At 33.2% G+C, this 17,914-nt stretch carries 15 protein-coding genes; 10 read left to right on the forward strand and 5 right to left on the reverse strand.

Annotation, left to right across the window (positions count from 1 at the left end):
* Positions 1–3 precede the first annotated feature (3 nt).
* The 8 genes from EHC72_RS03735 (at position 4) to EHC72_RS03770 (ending at position 9,376) form a co-directional block, all read left to right on the forward strand.
* Complete coding sequence (locus EHC72_RS03735) at positions 4–840, forward strand: glycosyltransferase (protein WP_131536264.1); 837 nt, start codon at positions 4–6, stop codon at positions 838–840.
* Positions 840–1,598 carry a glycosyltransferase gene (locus EHC72_RS03740; RefSeq protein WP_131536266.1) on the forward strand — a complete coding sequence of 253 codons (759 nt, stop codon included), beginning with the start codon at positions 840–842 and terminating at the stop codon, positions 1,596–1,598. The genes EHC72_RS03735 and EHC72_RS03740 overlap by 1 nt, the downstream gene beginning before the upstream one ends.
* On the forward strand, positions 1,576–2,694 hold the full coding sequence (locus EHC72_RS03745; RefSeq protein WP_131536268.1) for a glycosyltransferase: 1,119 nt from the start codon (positions 1,576–1,578) through the stop codon (positions 2,692–2,694). Before EHC72_RS03740 ends, EHC72_RS03745 begins: the two co-directional genes overlap by 23 nt.
* Positions 2,691–3,593, forward strand: coding sequence for an NAD-dependent epimerase/dehydratase family protein (locus tag EHC72_RS03750; RefSeq protein WP_170311710.1), 903 nt, complete (start codon positions 2,691–2,693; stop codon positions 3,591–3,593). Before EHC72_RS03745 ends, EHC72_RS03750 begins: the two co-directional genes overlap by 4 nt.
* A 4-nt stretch (positions 3,594–3,597) precedes the next feature.
* The gene (locus tag EHC72_RS03755) at positions 3,598–4,692 is read left to right on the forward strand and encodes a mannose-1-phosphate guanylyltransferase (RefSeq protein WP_165585758.1); all 1,095 of its coding nucleotides are present in this window, start codon (positions 3,598–3,600) and stop codon (positions 4,690–4,692) included.
* Positions 4,693–4,710: 18 nt separating this feature from the next.
* Positions 4,711–5,676 (forward strand): MraY family glycosyltransferase, encoded by a 966-nt coding sequence (locus EHC72_RS03760; protein ID WP_131536274.1) that lies wholly within the window; start codon positions 4,711–4,713, stop codon positions 5,674–5,676.
* A 143-nt stretch (positions 5,677–5,819) separates the two neighbouring features.
* Positions 5,820–7,760, forward strand: coding sequence for a polysaccharide biosynthesis protein (locus EHC72_RS03765; protein ID WP_131536276.1), 1,941 nt, complete (start codon positions 5,820–5,822; stop codon positions 7,758–7,760).
* A 5-nt stretch (positions 7,761–7,765) separates the two neighbouring features.
* Positions 7,766–9,376 (forward strand): gliding motility protein RemB, encoded by a 1,611-nt coding sequence (locus EHC72_RS03770; protein ID WP_131536278.1) that lies wholly within the window; start codon positions 7,766–7,768, stop codon positions 9,374–9,376.
* Between the two features lie 92 nt (positions 9,377–9,468).
* Here the strand turns inward: EHC72_RS03770 and dxs are convergent, their stop codons facing one another.
* Positions 9,469–11,397 (reverse strand): 1-deoxy-D-xylulose-5-phosphate synthase, encoded by a 1,929-nt coding sequence (gene dxs / locus EHC72_RS03775; RefSeq protein WP_131536279.1) that lies wholly within the window; start codon positions 11,395–11,397, stop codon positions 9,469–9,471.
* A gap of 205 nt (positions 11,398–11,602) precedes the next feature.
* On the opposite strand from dxs, the gene EHC72_RS03780 reads away from it, so the two are divergent.
* Together EHC72_RS03780 and glyA are read left to right on the forward strand one after the other, a co-directional pair.
* A complete protein-coding gene (locus tag EHC72_RS03780) occupies positions 11,603–12,346 on the forward strand; it encodes a segregation and condensation protein A (RefSeq protein WP_131536281.1) in 744 nt (247 codons plus the stop codon).
* A 124-nt stretch (positions 12,347–12,470) separates the two neighbouring features.
* Positions 12,471–13,742: a serine hydroxymethyltransferase gene (glyA, locus tag EHC72_RS03785; RefSeq protein WP_131536283.1), complete on the forward strand. Its 1,272-nt coding sequence runs from the start codon at positions 12,471–12,473 to the stop codon at positions 13,740–13,742.
* A gap of 214 nt (positions 13,743–13,956) precedes the next feature.
* On the opposite strand, the gene EHC72_RS03790 is transcribed toward glyA, so the two are convergent.
* The 4 genes from EHC72_RS03790 to EHC72_RS03805 all read right to left on the reverse strand — a co-directional run bounded on the left by EHC72_RS03790 (position 13,957) and on the right by EHC72_RS03805 (position 17,796).
* The gene (locus tag EHC72_RS03790) at positions 13,957–15,333 is read right to left on the reverse strand and encodes a hypothetical protein (RefSeq protein ID WP_131536285.1); all 1,377 of its coding nucleotides are present in this window, start codon (positions 15,331–15,333) and stop codon (positions 13,957–13,959) included.
* A gap of 50 nt (positions 15,334–15,383) precedes the next feature.
* On the reverse strand, positions 15,384–16,082 hold the full coding sequence (locus tag EHC72_RS03795; protein WP_131536287.1) for a ComF family protein: 699 nt from the start codon (positions 16,080–16,082) through the stop codon (positions 15,384–15,386).
* A gap of 21 nt (positions 16,083–16,103) precedes the next feature.
* A complete protein-coding gene (locus EHC72_RS03800) occupies positions 16,104–17,141 on the reverse strand; it encodes a hypothetical protein (protein ID WP_131536289.1) in 1,038 nt (345 codons plus the stop codon).
* 88 nt (positions 17,142–17,229) lie between these two features.
* The gene (locus tag EHC72_RS03805) at positions 17,230–17,796 is read right to left on the reverse strand and encodes a hypothetical protein (RefSeq protein ID WP_131536291.1); all 567 of its coding nucleotides are present in this window, start codon (positions 17,794–17,796) and stop codon (positions 17,230–17,232) included.
* Positions 17,797–17,914: the final 118 nt, after the last annotated feature.

The following is a 17,914-nucleotide window of genomic DNA, read 5'->3' on the forward strand; positions in this document are numbered from 1 at the left end:
AAGATGAAAAAGGAAATTTTATTTGGTATTGTTACTTATAAGGAAAAATTTTATGAATGTAATTCGTTCTTGTCCTTAATTGAATCATTTGAATCGGTTGAGGACGCTGAGCTAACGATCCTTGTTATTGATAATACGGATGTAGTGAATTGGAGCATTGATCAAAATTTTGTTAGAAAGAACATCAAAATTGTATATATTCATTTTCCAACAAACCCCGGGATCTCTTTTGCTTATAATAAAATAAATGCTTATGCAGACCAAAATGGTTTCAAATGGGTTATATATTTAGATCAGGATACGGTTCTACCATTAAAGTCATATTTAGCATACTTGAACGAGTCTAATGCTACCTCTGATCCTATAAAATTACCAAAGGTATGGGCAAATGATAAATTATTGTCCCCTTGTTGGTACATGTTTCATAGATCGTTTTGGATTAAAGAAATAACTGAAAAGAATCTATCAGCAAAAAGGATATCCTGCATCAATAGTGGAATTATGATAAATGTGAATTTTTTTATTGAAGCTGGAGGTTACAATGAACGGTTACGGATTGATTTATGTGATCATGAGTTTATTTCTAGAGCAAAAAAACGAATTCAAAACTTTTATATTTTAGATATCGATTTAGTTCAAGACTTTTCTGCTCATACAAATAATTTACAACAGGATTTGTCAAGATATAAACATTTTGTACGAGATATAAGGGCTTATTCAGTCAATAGATCAAAATTGACTATTTTCTTTTCATTAGATTTGGCGCATTGTTTAAAATTGACTTATAAGCATAGATCTTTCGAGTTTATTAAACAAAGATTTTTTATTAAAATATCGTGATGATTTCAGTTTGTATAACAACTTATAATGGCGAGGGCTTTATTATTAAACAACTAGATTCAATACTGATGCAGTTAGAACAAAAGGATGAAATTATTATTTCTGATGACGGTTCAACGGATAATACAATTAGGCTTATCAAGTCTCTTGAGGATTCTAGGATTAAAATCTTAAATCATGTTCCTAAGCCTGAAAAGAGGTATAAATTCAATCTAACAACTAGAAATATTGAAAATGCAATTCTCAAAGCAGAGGGTGATATTATAATCTTAGCTGATCAAGACGATGTGTGGAATCAAAATAGAATAAGTGTGGTTAAAGAGCTATTACTGGTACATGACTTAGTCGTAAATGATTGTGAGATTATGGATGAAAGAGGGGGAGTAATTGCTCCATCTTATTTTGTAAAAATAAAACCTACAGATAGCTTATTTAAAAATCTGATAAGTGGGAGATATTTAGGGTGTTGCATGGCATTTAAAAGAGATTGTCTAAAATATGCTTTGCCTTTTCCTAAACTGCCTGTCCCTCATGATATCTGGATTGGTATGGTTGCAAAAATTTTTAATAACGTATATTTTACTAGTGAAAAGTTAGTGAAATACAGAAGACATGGTGCTAACCTTTCTGCATCTTCAGAATTAAGTGAAAATAGCTTGCTTTTTAAAATAGAGTATCGCTTGATGTTATTATTCTCACTTGTTAAACGATATTTAGCTATTAAATTTAAATTGAATGAAAGTCCTACAAACCGTTAAATTCTATGAACCTTCTAAGGGGGGGATGGAATCAGTGGTAAAAAATATAGTGGAAGGGGTTATATCTTTGTCAGATAACCATCTTTTTACAGTTTATGCAAATAGCCACTTCTCAAATATTAAAAGGGAGTATCTTGATATTAAACAACTAAAATCGATTAAGGAAAGAACACCTTTTTTACTAAGGAGTCAGCCATTGAGTATTAGATATTCCCAATTGAGAAAATTGCTTACTGAAACGGATATTCTACACCACCATTATCCTTTTCCTAATATGGAGTTGGCTCTTTTAAGGAATTTGGATATTTTGAAAAACAAAAAATTGATCATCACGTGGCATGCAAATATTAAGAATTCAAGATGGAGTTGGATTGGTAAATATTATAATCCAATTATTAGAAAGCTTTTGGATTTAGCAGATTGTATAATCGTAACATCACCTCAATTATTAAGCTCTTCGGATATATTGCAGGATTATGTTGAAAAGGTGAAGGTAATTCCCCTAAGCTATAACGCAAATATTATCAAAGGAGCAGGTCGTGCCAGGAAATTCCCAGAAAATAGACCATTTAGATTGTTATTTGTCGGCAAATTACGGTCTTATAAAGGACTTGGTTTTTTAATTAATGCCATTAAAGATGTAAATGTAAATTTAAAAATTATTGGTGATGGAGAGGAGGAACAGAATTTGAAAATTCTAGTAAAGGAACTTGGAATTGAAAAACGAGTAGCGTTTTTGAAAGGCCTAAATAATGATGAACTGGCGTTAAATTACCAAGAGTCAGATCTTTTCATTTTACCATCAATAAATGAGGCAGAGGCTTTTGGAGTAGTTCAACTGGAAGGTATGTCAAATGGGTTACCGGTTATTAATACTAATCTCGACTCAGGAGTGCCATTTGTTTCGTTGCAAGGGATTACAGGGCTTACTGTTGAACCTAAAAGCATTGGGGAGTTAAAGAGTGCGATTCTGGAAATTATAAACAATAAAGTCCTTTATGAGGAGTTCTCTCAAAACTGCATTCAGAGAGCAAAAGAATTTACAACTGAAAAAATGGCTTCATCATATCTTAATTTATATAATTCATTACAATGATTACTTTAATTACTGGTGGAACAGGCTTTGTAGGGGGGAATTTCAGATCTTTTTTAGAAGACTTTGCTATTGATTTTAGACTAGCTAATAGAGATAGTTTAAGCAATATAAATACTCTTGATGTTAATGGTATCGATGCCATTGTTCATTTGGCCGGAAAAGCACATGATTTAAAAGCTGTGAGTAATGGGGAAGAATACTATCAGGTTAATTATGAAAATACTAAAAAACTATATGATGCTTTTCTATCGTCTAATGCAGAAAAATTTGTATTTATAAGTTCTGTTAAGGCTGTTGCCGATGTAGTAGAAAAAGTATTAACCGAAGAAACTAATCCAAATCCTCAAACGCATTATGGTAAGTCAAAGTTAATGGCGGAAGAATATATTCAAAATCAACCATTACCTGTTGGTAAATCATATTATATACTTCGACCTTGCATGATTCATGGGCCTGGAAATAAAGGGAATTTAAATCTATTATATAAGTTTGTAAGGAAAGGAATTCCCTATCCATTAGGGGCATTTAAAAATAAAAGATCTTTTTTAAGCGTGGATAATTTGTGTTTTATAATAAAAGAATTGTTATTGAATAATGTAGAGTCTGGAGTTTATAATGTGGCAGATGATGAAGCCTTGTCTACAAATGAAGTTGTACGTATTTTATCAGAGTCGATAGATAAACCTGCTAAAATTTGGGCAATTCCTGATGGGTTTTTAAGAACTTTAGCTAAAGTAGGCGATATTTTAAAGTTGCCATTAAATACTGAACGCTTAAATAAATTGACTGAAAATTATGTGGTTAGTAATAAAAAAATAAAAACGGTTCTAGATATATCACTTCCTTTAAGTGCTAAAGATGGTTTGATTATTACAGCAAAATCATTTACAAAAGACTGAAATTATGAATAACACACATGTATTAATCATGGCGGGAGGCGTTGGCTCTCGCTTCTGGCCGAAAAGTCGGAATCACTTTCCAAAACAGTTTATTGACATATTGGGACTTGGAAAATCTTTATTGCAACTGACATATGATCGTTTTTTGAAAATATGTGCTAAAGAAAATATTTATATTTTAAGTAATGAGCAATATAAAGACTTGGTGCTTGAACAGATACCAGCTTTAAGTGAAGATCGAGTTCTATTGGAGCCAAGTCGCAATAATACTGCGCCGTGCATTGCCTATGCAAGTTATAAGATTTTAAAAAATAATCCAAATGCCAATATTGTTGTGGCGCCTTCCGATCATCTGATCTTGAAGGAAGAAGAATTCTTGAATAAAGTTCACTTGGCCCTAAGCTTTTCAGCTACGAACGATGCTTTGCTTACCTTAGGCATTCAACCAACGAGGCCAGATACAGGTTATGGGTATATTAAATATCAAGAATCAAGTATTCAGAATCAAAAGCAGGCCGCTGAAATAAAGCAGGTAGAGGCTTTCATGGAGAAACCGTCTTTAGATAAAGCTGAAAAATATCTTGTTAGTGGAAAATATTTATGGAATGCAGGGATTTTTATATGGTCGGCTAAATCCATTCAAAGAGCTTTTGAAAAATATTCGCCAGAGATTGATACAATTTTTAAAGGTGGAAATCAATTTTATAATACTTCTTTTGAGCAGGATTTTATCAATAAAAATTATCCTAAAGCACCGAATATCTCAATAGATTATGCAATTTTAGAAAAGGCTGATAATGTTTATACTATTCCTTCTGATATTGGATGGTCAGATTTAGGAACATGGGCTTCCTTACATCAAGTTGCAGATAGAGATGAGTATGAAAATGCGCTAAGCTGCTCTCATTTGAATCTAACCGATACATCAGACTGTATTATTCAATTACCAGAAGGTAAGGCGGCTGTTATTAAAGGAATGAAAAATTACATTATTGTTGATGACGGAAAAGTCTTGTTAATCTATCCAAAATCTGATGAACAGGAGATTAAGCAAATTGCAGGACAAATGGTGCAGGATTATGGTGATGAGTATCTATAGAAAAACTACTTTTGCAAAATGACAATAATTTCTGCCTCTACATTCTTATTAATACTTTTTATCTTGGAATTTGCTTATTTCAAAATTGCAGACCATTTTAATATTATAGATAAGCCCAATCATCGAAGTTCTCACACAGAAGTTACGATTAGAGGCGGAGGTGTAATTTTTGCCATTTCAGTAATATTGTTTTATTTCTTATTCAATTTTGAATACCCATATTTTGTTATTGGATTATTCTTAATTTCAGCTATAAGCTTTATTGATGATGTGGTAACCCTAAACAATAAAATTAGACTCAGTGTTCATTTATTGGCTGTAGCCTTAATGTTTTATCAGTGGAATTTATTTGATCTTAACTGGTACTGGATTGTTGTAGCCGTCATTTTTGTAATTGGTACAATCAATGCCTACAACTTTATGGATGGCATTAATGGGATAACAGGTGCTTACAGTTTGATTACTGTTATAACGCTATACTATCTAAACACCTTGTTTTCTTTTGCAAATCAAAACCTGATTATTTGTACAGGTTTAGCATTGTTGGTATTTAACTTTTTTAATTTTAGAAAAAAAGCAAAATGCTTTGCAGGGGATGTTGGCAGTGTAAGTATCGCTTTTATTCTGATTTTCTTAATTGGTCTGTTGATCTTGAAAACTCAAAATCTCAGTTACATCCTATTGTTTCTGTTATATGGTTTAGATGCCGTTTTTACCATTTTTTTTAGGGTAATTAGAAAAGAAAATATTTTTGAAGCTCATCGTAGCCATTTTTATCAGTATCTATCTAACGAATTAAAATGGCCCCATTTACAAGTTTCAGCTCTTTATTTTGCTATTCAATTGATTATTAACCTATGTTTAATTTTCTGGACTAAGGATTCCATGATTCTCAATTGTATACTAGTATTTGCTCTCAGCATAGTGTTTTTGATAATCCGTTTTAAGTTAGAAGGTAAACAACGTTTACTTAATTTACAATAGTATTTGCCAAAAGCAAAAGGATTAATTTGAATTAAACTTTTTGGCAAGATAGTTGTTTGCTTGTATCCAAGTCGATGAGTATATTATTTTAGTTTTGATTATGATTAATACTTATCTTTACGATAAAAAAAGCCTATAGCACTTTGTTTACTCAAATTAATATTGTACCCCGCTGGATTATTTTCATAATTGATTTATGGATTTGTAGCTTCTCTTTGGTTTTTGCTTATAGTTTAAAGCATAACCTGGATATGACAGTCGTGGAGATTCCCGAACTTGCCAGAAATTTACTTATCCTAGCAGTAATTAATATTGGAGTATTTCTACATATTAAAACATTTACAGGAATAATTCGCTATACGAGTGCCCAAGATTCTTTCAGGATTTTGTTCGCTGTGTTAGTCGCTAATGGCAACTTCTTTGTTTTAAACTTAATCTTTATTAGCTTTTTTAATGGTTCGTTAATTTCCAATACTATATTAATTACCAATGGTTTAACAAGCTTTTTACTGCTAATAACATATAGGGTAATGATTAAGTATTTCTTTATGTATATAAAGAATTTAAAGCTAGATAAGAAAAAGGTAATCATATATGGCGCAGGTGAAGCAGGATTAGCTACAAAACGTACGTTTGATCACGATGCTAGAGTTAACAAGAGCATCATGGCATTTGTAGATGATGATGAACGGAAAGTTGGGAAAACTATTGATGGTGTAAAAATATTAGATGCCAAGAATTTAGAATATTTGATTCAACAACACCAGCTTGATGAGATAATCTTTGCCTCTTATACTATTCCTGATGAGCGTAAGGATCAAATTGTAGATTTATGTCTTGAAAATGATATTAAAATTCTAAATATTCCTCCGCCAGATGTATGGTCAAACGGTAAATTACAACCCGCACAAATTCAGAAACTAAATATTGAGGATTTGCTTAATCGTAAATCCATTAAAATAGACATTGATGGGATAGGTAATATGCTTAATAATAAGCGAATCCTGATTACTGGAGCCGCCGGCTCTATTGGGAGTGAAATTGTTCGTCAGCTATCTAAATTTGATGTCGGTTTAGTTATTTTATGTGATCAAAGTGAAACCGCTTTACATGAATTATACCTTGAATTAGAAGAAGGTAATCGTAATAAAAACTTTCATGCCTTTGTTGGCGATGTTCGAGATGAACAGCGCATGGATAAATTATTTAGCACATACAAGCCACACTACGTTTATCACGCAGCAGCGTATAAGCATGTGCCACTAATGGAAGATAATCCTGCCGAGGCAATAAAAGCGAATGTTTTAGGAACCAAAACTATTGCAGATAAATCTGTAAAATATGGCGTGCAGAAATTTGTTATGATTTCTACAGATAAAGCTGTAAACCCTACCAATATAATGGGGGCTTCTAAAAGAATTGCAGAAATTTATGTTCAGTCTTTAAATAACTCGCTAAGCACAAATGGTTTTATTTTTAGTAATGGATTGAGTTATATAAATGAATTAAATGTTAAGCCAATAACTAAATTCATTACCACCCGATTTGGAAATGTATTGGGGTCAAATGGTTCTGTTATACCTAGATTTAGACAGCAAATTGAAAAAGGTGGACCAGTAACGGTTACACATCCAGAAATTACCCGTTATTTTATGACAATTCCAGAAGCTTGTCGTTTAGTACTTGAAGCTGGTTGTATGGGCAAGGGTGGAGAAATTTTTGTTTTTGATATGGGTAAATCCGTTAAGATTGTTGAACTAGCTAAAAAGATGATTCGATTAGCTGGTTTAGAGCCCAACGTTGATGTTAAGATTGAATACTCAGGATTAAGACCTGGAGAGAAGCTATACGAAGAATTGCTTAACGATAATGAAAATACAATGCCTACTCACCATGAAAAAATTATGATTGGAAAGGTTAGGGAATATGTTTTTGCTGATGTAGAAAGCCAGATTTACGAATTAATTTTATCTGCACGTTCGGGCAATGACAGGCAGGTAGTCGTGAATATGAAAAAATTGGTGCCAGAATTTAAAAGTAAGAATTCTATTTTTGAAGAGCTAGATAAACTGATAAACGATTAATATTAATGAGAAAATATCTTTATATGGCCTTTATGGCCTTTTTTGTTTTAACATCAAAAGCCCAGGAAACTCCCAACAGAATTATTCCTTACGATTATCAGTTTTATCAAAAGCTGAATCCATCAATATATAATCAGCAATCAAAATTTCATTCCTCTATAAAAGGATTTTACTCTGATGATAGCAAATTGAGTCAGCAGTATGATTCATTAATGAATGCTGGTACAGATAGCTTGAATAAGAGAAGTTGGGTGCATAGAAAATTATTTCAAGAGCACTTGTTAGAATTTAAAAATGAAGATTATAACATCTATGCAGACTTTCTTCCTGATTTTCAGATTGGTAGAGATGTAAGTAATAATAGAACAACTTGGTTAAATACCCGTGGTTTTCAGGTTGGTGGAAATGTTGGTAAACAATTTTCATTTTATTTAAATGGATTTGAGAACCAAGGAAAATTTGCCGATTACGTTAATAATTTTATTATTAAAAATCAGGTTGTGCCAGGACAGGGTTATGGCAAATTGGCAACAAATACACAGGATTGGTCTTATGTTACAGCATTACTTTCTTATACACCTAGTAAATATCTAAACTTTGCTTTGGGTTATGATAAAAACTTTATAGGTGACGGATATCGTTCGATGCTACTTTCTGATGTTTCATCAAATTACTCTTTTTTTAGAGTTAGAGCTACATTGGGTAGTGTACAATATCAAACCATATTTGCTTATATGTTAGATCCTGGGGCTCCTAAATTAGCTTCAGACAGGCGTTTAGGTGATCGTGGTAAATGGATGGCTGCACACTATGTAGATTGGAACGCGACTAATCGTTTTTCTGTTGGTTTTTTTCAAGCTGTTACCTGGGCAGATGCCGAAGTAGAAGGTAAAAGAGGTTTTGACTTTAATTATATTCACCCATTTATGTTTTTGCGTCCGGTAGAAAATACTAACACAACCTCTCCTGATAAAATGCGTTTAGGAATAAACCTTAAATATGAATTGTTAAAGAAAACTACCTTATATGGTCAATTTATGTTTGATGAGTTTACAGCAAAAGAATTTTTTGCAGGTAATGGCTATTGGGCAAATAAGTATGCGGTGCAATTTGGTGTTCGTGGATCGGATCTTTTTGCCGTTCCAGGTTTAAATTATTTAGCAGAATTTAATACTGCTCGTCCTTATACTTATGCACATTTCGATCGTATTTCTAATTATGCCAATTATAATCAATCTTTAGCACACCCACGCGGCGCTAATTTCAGAGAATTTTTAGGCATGTTAAATTATAGTTACAAACGTTTTGATTTCCAGGGTGAGGCTTTATACTCTAGATATGGCCTTGATCCTGATGGCATGAACTATGGCGGGGATATATTTAAAAGCTATGATACCCGTTCTGTTCAATATGGTAGTCATATTGGGCAAGGAATTACTACTGATTTGTATTACGCCAAAGGCCAGGTGGCTTATTTACTAAATCCTAAGTATAATTTGCGTATAGAAGTTGCCGGTACTTACAGAAGGGAAAGTAATACCCTAGGCGTAAATAATACGGGTTTAATCACCATTGGACTAAGAAGTACATTCAGAAATATTTACCACGATTTTTAATCAATAAGGGAGCAAAATAGAAACCCCATCTAATACAATTAGATGGGGTTTTTTATATCATTATATTTGGGAAATTTAATCCAGAAGCTAAATTACCCAACCATGCTATTAGTTGTTCGTTTTACAGCAACCTTCTTTACTGCTTCTATAATTGAGTTTTTATCATAACCACATTCTGCCCATAATTCTGGCTGTTCGCCATGTTCTATAAAATGATCAGGAATACCCAAACGAATCACATTTGAATTGTAATTATGATCTGCCATAAATTCTAAAACAGCAGAGCCTACACCGCCTGGAAGCGATCCGTCTTCAACAGTAATTACTTGTTTATATTTTGAGAATACTTCATGAAGCATTTGCTCATCTAATGGCTTAACAAAACGTAAATCATAGTGGGCAGGGTAATAACCCTCGCTGTTTAATTCTGCCCGTGCTTCTACAGCAAAATTACCCACATGGCCTATTGTTAATATTGCTACATCTTCACCATCACAGATTTTACGACCTTTACCAATTTCTAAAGCTTTAAAAGGTCTCTTCCAATCAGGCATTACCCCATTACCACGAGGATAACGAATTACAAAGGGCCCCATGTTTTCCTGTTGAGCAGTATACATCAGGTTTCTCAGTTCTTCCTCATTCATTGGTGAAGCTACAATCATGTTTGGTATGCAACGCATATAAGCTATATCGTATGCGCCATGATGTGTTGCGCCATCCGCTCCTGCTAAACCTGCACGATCCAGACAAAAAACAACATTTAACTTTTGAATTGCTACATCATGGATTACCTGGTCGTATGCTCGTTGCATAAAGCTAGAATAGATATTGCAAAAAGGGACCAATCCTTGTGTTGCTAATCCTGCTGAAAATGTAACGGCATGTTGTTCTGCAATTCCAACATCAAATGCTCTGGTTGGCATTGCTTTCATCATAATATTTAATGATGAACCTGAAGGCATTGCAGGCGTAATACCTACAATTTTTTTATTTGCTTCAGCCAATTCAACCATAGTATGGCCAAATACATCCTGGTATTTTGGTGGTTGTGGCTTATCTGGAATACTTTTTTTAATCTCGCCGGTAATTTTATCAAATAAACCTGGGGCGTGCCATTTGGTTTGATCTTTTTCTGCTAAAGCAAAGCCCTTTCCTTTTACGGTAACGCAATGTAATAGTTTTGGACCTGGAATGGCCGAAAGATCTTTTATAACTGAAGCCAGACGTTTTACATCATGTCCATCAACTGGACCAAAATATCTAAAGTTTAGTGCTTCAAATAAATTGCTTTGTTTTAAAAGTGTTCCTTTTATACTTTTCTCTATCTTTTTAACATACTTATGCGCATTAGGTCCTAATTTAGAAAGGCTTGTTAATACATTTGATATGTCATCCCGAAAACGGTTATAAGATTTAGAGGTTGTAATATTGGTTAAATATTCTTTTAATGCACCAACATTTGGATCGATAGACATGCAGTTATCATTTAAGATAACTAAAACATTGCTATTCTCGATTCCTGCGTGATTTAAGCCTTCAAAAGCTAATCCTGCCGTCATTGCACCATCGCCAATTACGGCAACATGCTGGCGATCGGTTTCGCCTTTAAGTTGCGACGCCACAGCCATACCCAATGCAGCAGAAATAGAAGTAGATGAGTGCCCTACGCCAAAAGTATCATATTCACTTTCAGAAATTTTCGGAAAGCCACTAATACCTTTATAAATGCGGTTTGTATGGAAAAGATCTCTTCTTCCTGTTAGGATTTTATGACCATAAGCTTGGTGCCCTACATCCCATACTAATTTATCATATGGAGTGTTTAAAGCATAGTGTAAAGCAACAGTAAGCTCTACAACGCCTAGGCTGGAGCCAAAATGCCCGCCATTTATACTTACTACATCAATAATGTATTGTCGTAATTCCTGGCTTATTTGCTCTAAGTCAGTTTCGCTAAACTGCTTTAAATCAGCAGGGTAGTTAATTTTAGATAATAGTGGACCAGCTTTTACTTGCATGCGGTATTTTGGTAAAAAACAAGGTACAAATTACGGTATTTTAGATTTAATATTGAAGAAAAATCGTCTAATAAGTGTAAAGTGATTATCAAAGTAAACAATTGTTTACGAGTAAAGTTGTTAAATAATACTATTTAAAATCAATATAAATCATTTAAGGCAGAAGATTATCTCTTGTTAAAAATTACTATGTTTGTTTTGACTGATGCAAGCTGAAAATTTTGAAATAAAACTTCCGGTATTCGAGGGCCCCTTCGATTTGTTGCTGTTTTTTATAGAACGGGACGAGCTTAATATTCAAGATGTTGAAATTGCAAAAATTACAAATGATTTTCTGGCGTATATCCATCGTTTATTGGCCTTAAATGTAGAAGTGGCGAGTGAATTTATTTTAGTGGCTGCTACTTTAATGCGCATTAAATCAAAAATGCTGCTACCAAGGATAGAAATTGATGAGGCAGGAAATGAAATTAATCCTGAATTAGATTTAATTGCTCGACTGATTGCCTATAAACAATTTAAATCCGCTGCTGAAGAACTTAAGGTTTTTGAAGATGCGAGGATGCAACAGGAACGCAGAGGAAATATTGAACATGATTTATCGCTTGCTGCAGAGTCATCTACCCACCAGGATGAGCTTTTATCTTTAGATTTGTACAAACTTTTGGTCGTTTATCATCGCACGATGCAAAAATATGAATTGCGAAGCGAAGAAGTAAAGCATACTGTTGTGCAATATCCATACACTATTGAGCAGCAAAAACACTTTATTGCGAACTTGCTGGATATTAATAAACAGATTGATTTTGCTCTGGTACTGAAAAACTCTGAAAATAAGGTTCATTTCGTGTATAATTTCCTGGCAATTTTAGAAATGCTGCAACAACAAATAGTAGAAATTACAATTGGTAGTGGTTATAATAACTTTAATGTAAAAGCTGTACATTAATTTTATAAAGTTTTATTCAAAATGTTGAATAGTAATAGTATTGTTTAATTCTATTGTCTATTCTTCTAATGGGTCTCTCAATAAAATTCTTTACTTTTGCCAAAAAATTAGAAACCAATATAGGATGAAACGCGACACCCAAATTTTTGAACTTATTGATAAAGAATTAAGCAGACAAGAGCACGGCTTAGAACTTATCGCATCAGAAAATTTTGTAAGCAAGCAGGTTATGGAAGCTGCTGGTTCAGTACTTACCAATAAATATGCAGAAGGCTTACCAGGAAAACGCTATTATGGTGGTTGCCAGGTGGTAGATGTGGTAGAGCAAATTGCAATTGATAGAGCTAAAGAATTATTTGGCGCTGCGTGGGTAAACGTTCAGCCACACTCAGGTGCACAAGCAAATGCGGCAGTTATGTTAGCAATTTTGCAACCTGGAGATAAAATTTTAGGATTTGATCTTTCTCATGGCGGACACTTAACGCACGGTTCTCCTGTTAATTTTTCTGGTAAACTTTATCAGCCTCTTTTTTATGGTGTAGAAAAAGAAACCGGACTTATTGATTATAAAAAATTAGAAGAAGTAGCTCTTGCTGAAAAACCAAAATTAATTATTTGTGGTGCTTCTGCTTATTCTCGTGAGTGGGATTATGCTTTTATTCGTTCAGTTGCTGATAAAATTGGTGCTTTAGTTTTAGCAGATATTTCTCACCCAGCTGGTTTAATTGCAAAAGGATTATTGGCTAACCCACTTCCTCATTGTCATATTGTAACTACTACTACCCACAAAACTTTACGTGGTCCACGTGGTGGGATGATTATGATGGGAAAAGATTTTGAAAATCCATGGGGATTAAAAACTCCAAAAGGCGAAACCCGTATGATGAGTAATTTACTTGATATGGCTGTTTTTCCAGGTACTCAAGGTGGTCCTTTAGAGCATATTATTGCAGCTAAGGCAATTGCTTTTGGCGAAGCTTTAACTGAGGAGTACGGAACTTATATTAAACAAGTTGCTGCAAATGCTCAGGCTATGGCTAAAGCTTTTGTTGCTAAAGGATACGGTATAATTTCTGGTGGCACCGATAACCACTTGATGTTGATCGATCTTCGTAATAAAAATATCACGGGTAAGGTTGCAGAAAATGCTTTAGAGAAAGCCGAAATTACCGTTAACAAAAACATGGTTCCTTTTGATGATAAATCACCATTTGTTACTTCGGGTATTCGTGTTGGTACTGCAGCAATTACAACTCGTGGTTTAAAAGAAGCTGAAATGGAAAAAATTGTTGAACTTATAGATCAGGTTTTAACAAACCCAGAAGATGAATCAAATTTAAACGCAGTTAAAGCTGAAGTTATTAAGTTGGTTAGTGCTTTTCCTTTATATAAATAGATTTTAAACTCCTTAGGGATATAATTGAAAAGAGCCTTGCATTAATTTGTAAGGCTCTTTTTGTGTAATAATTATCTGATAATTTTTTTGAACTTCTAGAAAGTAAAGGGCCGACAATCCTTTTCAGTATATGTCGACCCTTACCATCTAAATTAACGCTCTCGAATATATAAACGTAATTTGGCAGAAATAGTTTTTTAAAAATTGAAAAAAGTTAATAATTCTCGTAACAGCCTAAAGATGAGGGAAAAATTCTTGCTTTATCCAGTATGTCTTTGTTTAGGTGAAGATTAAAATAAGAATCAGAAGTTAAGTTAATACCCTTTTTTGAGGCAGGACTAGAATTTGATAATAGGAAATTATTATTTTTTGGGTTGACAAAAAGCGGATCATTGTTTAATATGTTGGCATTTGAACCAAAGCTGGTTGTACTCGTTTTAATTAGGTTATTAGCAATGTTTGTCTGTATAATCGTTTTTGATTTTTGTTGAATATCAATTTCGTTCACTAAACTTCCCCAAATAATATTATTCGTTAAGTTTATTTGCATTTTATTGTAAACCGAAGCCGATAAATAATCGGAAAAAGTTAATGCAGCCGTTTTCCGTGGTAAAGTTGGGTTATACCCTGCGAAAGTGTTTTGTTTTAAATTGTAGTTTCCGCCACCAATGCCATAAATAATATAATTACCGCAATTATATATCAGGTTATTAAACGCAATTAATTCAGAATGATAACCTATGTAGGCAGCCACTTGCATGTTTTTAATAATGCTATTGGTAATAATTAGTTTTGGGCTTGAATTTCCTGATAAAGAATCTGAAGTAATACCAACAGAGGCATTTTTAATAATTGCGTTTTTAATTAAGCCATTACCATTCGCTTTCAGGTATAAACCACTCCATTGGCCTGGTTCATCATTGTAAATATCTTCCAACCTATCACTGCAAAAAAGAATTGGTTCATTTAAAGTGCCTGAAGCATTTAAAAAGCCCTCTACATTCATTCTGCTATCTTTATGAAAGAAAATTTTAGTACCTGGAGCGATATTCAGAGTTGCACCGTTTTTAATAGTAAGTACATCATTTACAACATAAGGCAAAGTATTTGTCCAAGTCGTATTTGTATTTATAACCCCATTATTAATAAAAACTGCATTTTGTCCATAGGCTAAAAGCTGTATTACTTTTCGGTTTCCGTTAGTATTTAAAATTATAGAATCCTGAACCAAAAAGGGTAAGTTCGTTGCGTTTGGATTAATAGTTACCTTAATGAAAAGATTTAAAGAATCTTTACCATTAATTACTAGATTCATTTTTAGTGAAGTGTTTTCGCCGTTAATATTGATTTTGAATGGAGAATTCGTTCCTCCGGCAAGTTTAATTTCAGAAATGTTTAAGGCATCACTGTTTCGATTAAAAATTTTAATTCTAGATGTTGTAGAGCCAATTGAAGTAAAAACGGTATCAAAAAGAACGGTATCCTTTGAAAAGCTTAACCTGGCATTTGGATCAGAAGTAATGCGTTCATCTTTCCGGCAAGCCAGAATAAAAGTTGAAATAATTAACAAGCTACAAATTAACAAACGCATAAATCAAACTTAGATAAAATTGCGGAAGAGAACAATTATGCCATGAGTTATTAATCAGCAAAGGCTATAGCTGCAATACTTACTTTGGCTGCACCATTTGTTAATAAAATATTGGCACAAGCTTCTAAAGTTGCCCCGGTTGTAATTACATCATCAATTAGTAAAACATGTTTATTCAAAATATCTTTTGGGTTGCTAATGCTAAAAACCTCAAGCATATTTTCGTAACGGGAATAACGTCCTTTTTTTGTTTGACTTTCTGTTGCTACATTTCTTAATAACGCATTTTCTGTAAACGAGATATTCATTGTTTGAGATATACCTTCCGCGATAAATGTACATTGGTTATATCCTCTTAAACGAATTTTTTTACGATGTAAGGGAACGGGAATAATTAAATCTACATCCTGATAAATGGGGCTGGATTTTAACCTTTCTCCTAGCAAGTTTCCTAAAATAATGCCCACTTCAGTTTTGCTGTTATACTTTAAATTGTGGATTAAATTTTGAACTTTAGCTCCTTTTTTAAAATAGAGCATCGCCATTGCTGCGTGCAGAGGCACTCTACCCCAAAGCTGCCGGGCAACACGGTTTTCTGCGTGAATGTGGTAATCAGTAAAAGGTAAATCGTAAAGGCACTTAATGCAGATTTGGTTTTCGCTATGAACGAGCGGATTACCACAGGCATTGCATAAGTGCGGAAATAAAAGTCCGATTAAATCATCAAGCCATCGTTTTGCAGTAATCATTTTTGGAGCGTTTAGGCTAAGCTAAACAATTAATTCTGGTTTCGAATTGTATTTATTTTTTAGCCAAATATCAATAGCCCAAAGAATTAGTCCATAAATAATCCAAAATATTGGTAGCGTGAAAATGAAGAGGAATATATAGCCATGTTTATTTAACGAAATGTCGCCAAGTATCCAATCTATTAGCGAAAATGAAGAAAAGTAAACGGTGTAAAACAGAACAGGGACAAGGAATATTCCGATTGCTAAGGCCCAATTATATTTCTTTTTTAACGATTGCCTGTGGTTTTTTATCTGCTTGTAATGAAAAAAAGCAGTGGCTAAAGTAAAAATTAGAGCAATACCTAAAGGATCAATCGTTAGAAGTATTTTGGTAAAGAAAGGTAACTTTGGGTTTAATGAAATTTTAAGATCTTCATCAGGAATCTGGTTTAAAGTCCACGAGTATTTATTTTCATTTCGCTTTGGATTAGGTAGAGAAGAAGACCGCATTCTTAATTCCTCGGGTAAGTTAAGTTCTATTTGAATCGGACCAAAAGATTTCCAATATTTTGAAGGGAATAGTGCGTATTCCAGATCAAAATCTCTAACAAAACCAAAATTATTGCTTCCTAAAGCCGCATTATATTCTACAGTGATAAGGTTTTTGCCTGAAATAAGATTGGCATTGAAGTAAACTAAATCATCAAGGCTAACAATTTGAGATTCATCTTTTTTATAAAAAATGCGGACTTGATTTTTTTCATAAGGCTTTATAAAAGAATATTGTTCTAATGGATCTTTGCCATAATTTTTTTTAAGGTCTTCAATTTTAACAATTTTGCCGTTCAGTTTAATAATAGGATTACTTTCTAGATTTATGGCAATAAATAATAGTGGGAGAGATTGATTTTTACTTGCGTTAATCTCGTAGAAAATAGCGTAATGCGCTGAATAGTAATTGTATCCGTTGGTTGTATCTCTTAATATATTAATTTTAATAAACTCTTTAGTTACTTTAATTTCCTTATTAAAAAGAAGCATTGAGTGTTCTGAACCTTCATTATAAGGTTTAGCCATGTTTGCATGGCTGGCAATAAAGCTTATCGAAAAAATAATAATTAATAAGGTTTTAAGGCAGAAGAATCGTGATTTTAAACTGATCCTATTATTTATTGTTTTTATCATAAAACTCGAAAAAATCATTCAGCCTAAAAATTTTGGTTAAGAAGGAATAATCCTGATTCATGCTATTGTAGCTTTCTATGGATGGTTCTTTATCGTCTATATTACCCTTTCCTAAAGTTCTATCAGGAATAAATAAATCTGTAGTAACCTCTGGTGCGCCTAACAAAGAATAAATTTCGCGACCTTCTACTTGATAGGGTTTGAATTTTGATTTGAGGTCTTTTTCGGTGTAAATGATGTTGTAAATAACATATTTAGATTTGGTTGGATTAATTACGCCATACATCGTTGGATCCAATATTAATTTCTGATCTTTTAAATTGTATTTTTCGCAAGTTAATTTATGATCGCCTTCTGTTAATTCTACCTTTAAAAACTGTGCAGCCGGAATTTGATATAGCTTACCATCAATTGATACACTTATGGCTTCATTTGTAGGGTTATCAATAAGTGTGGAGCCATTAATTTTATTTTTTAGCACCAGTTCATAGTAACCGTAGCCTAACATGATTACTAGTAGGACGATAATTGGCAAAAATTTTTTCATCACTTTTGGCGGTTAATCCAAGCTTTCTTTTTAATTCATTTATTAGGAAATAAGCAATTTTGGCAACATTATTTATGCCTGAGATAAAACATATTTGGGCGTTAATATCCTTTGCGTT

Origin of the sequence: Pedobacter nototheniae, from assembly GCF_004335085.1 — a bacterium.
GTDB lineage: Bacteria > Bacteroidota > Bacteroidia > Sphingobacteriales > Sphingobacteriaceae > Pedobacter > Pedobacter nototheniae.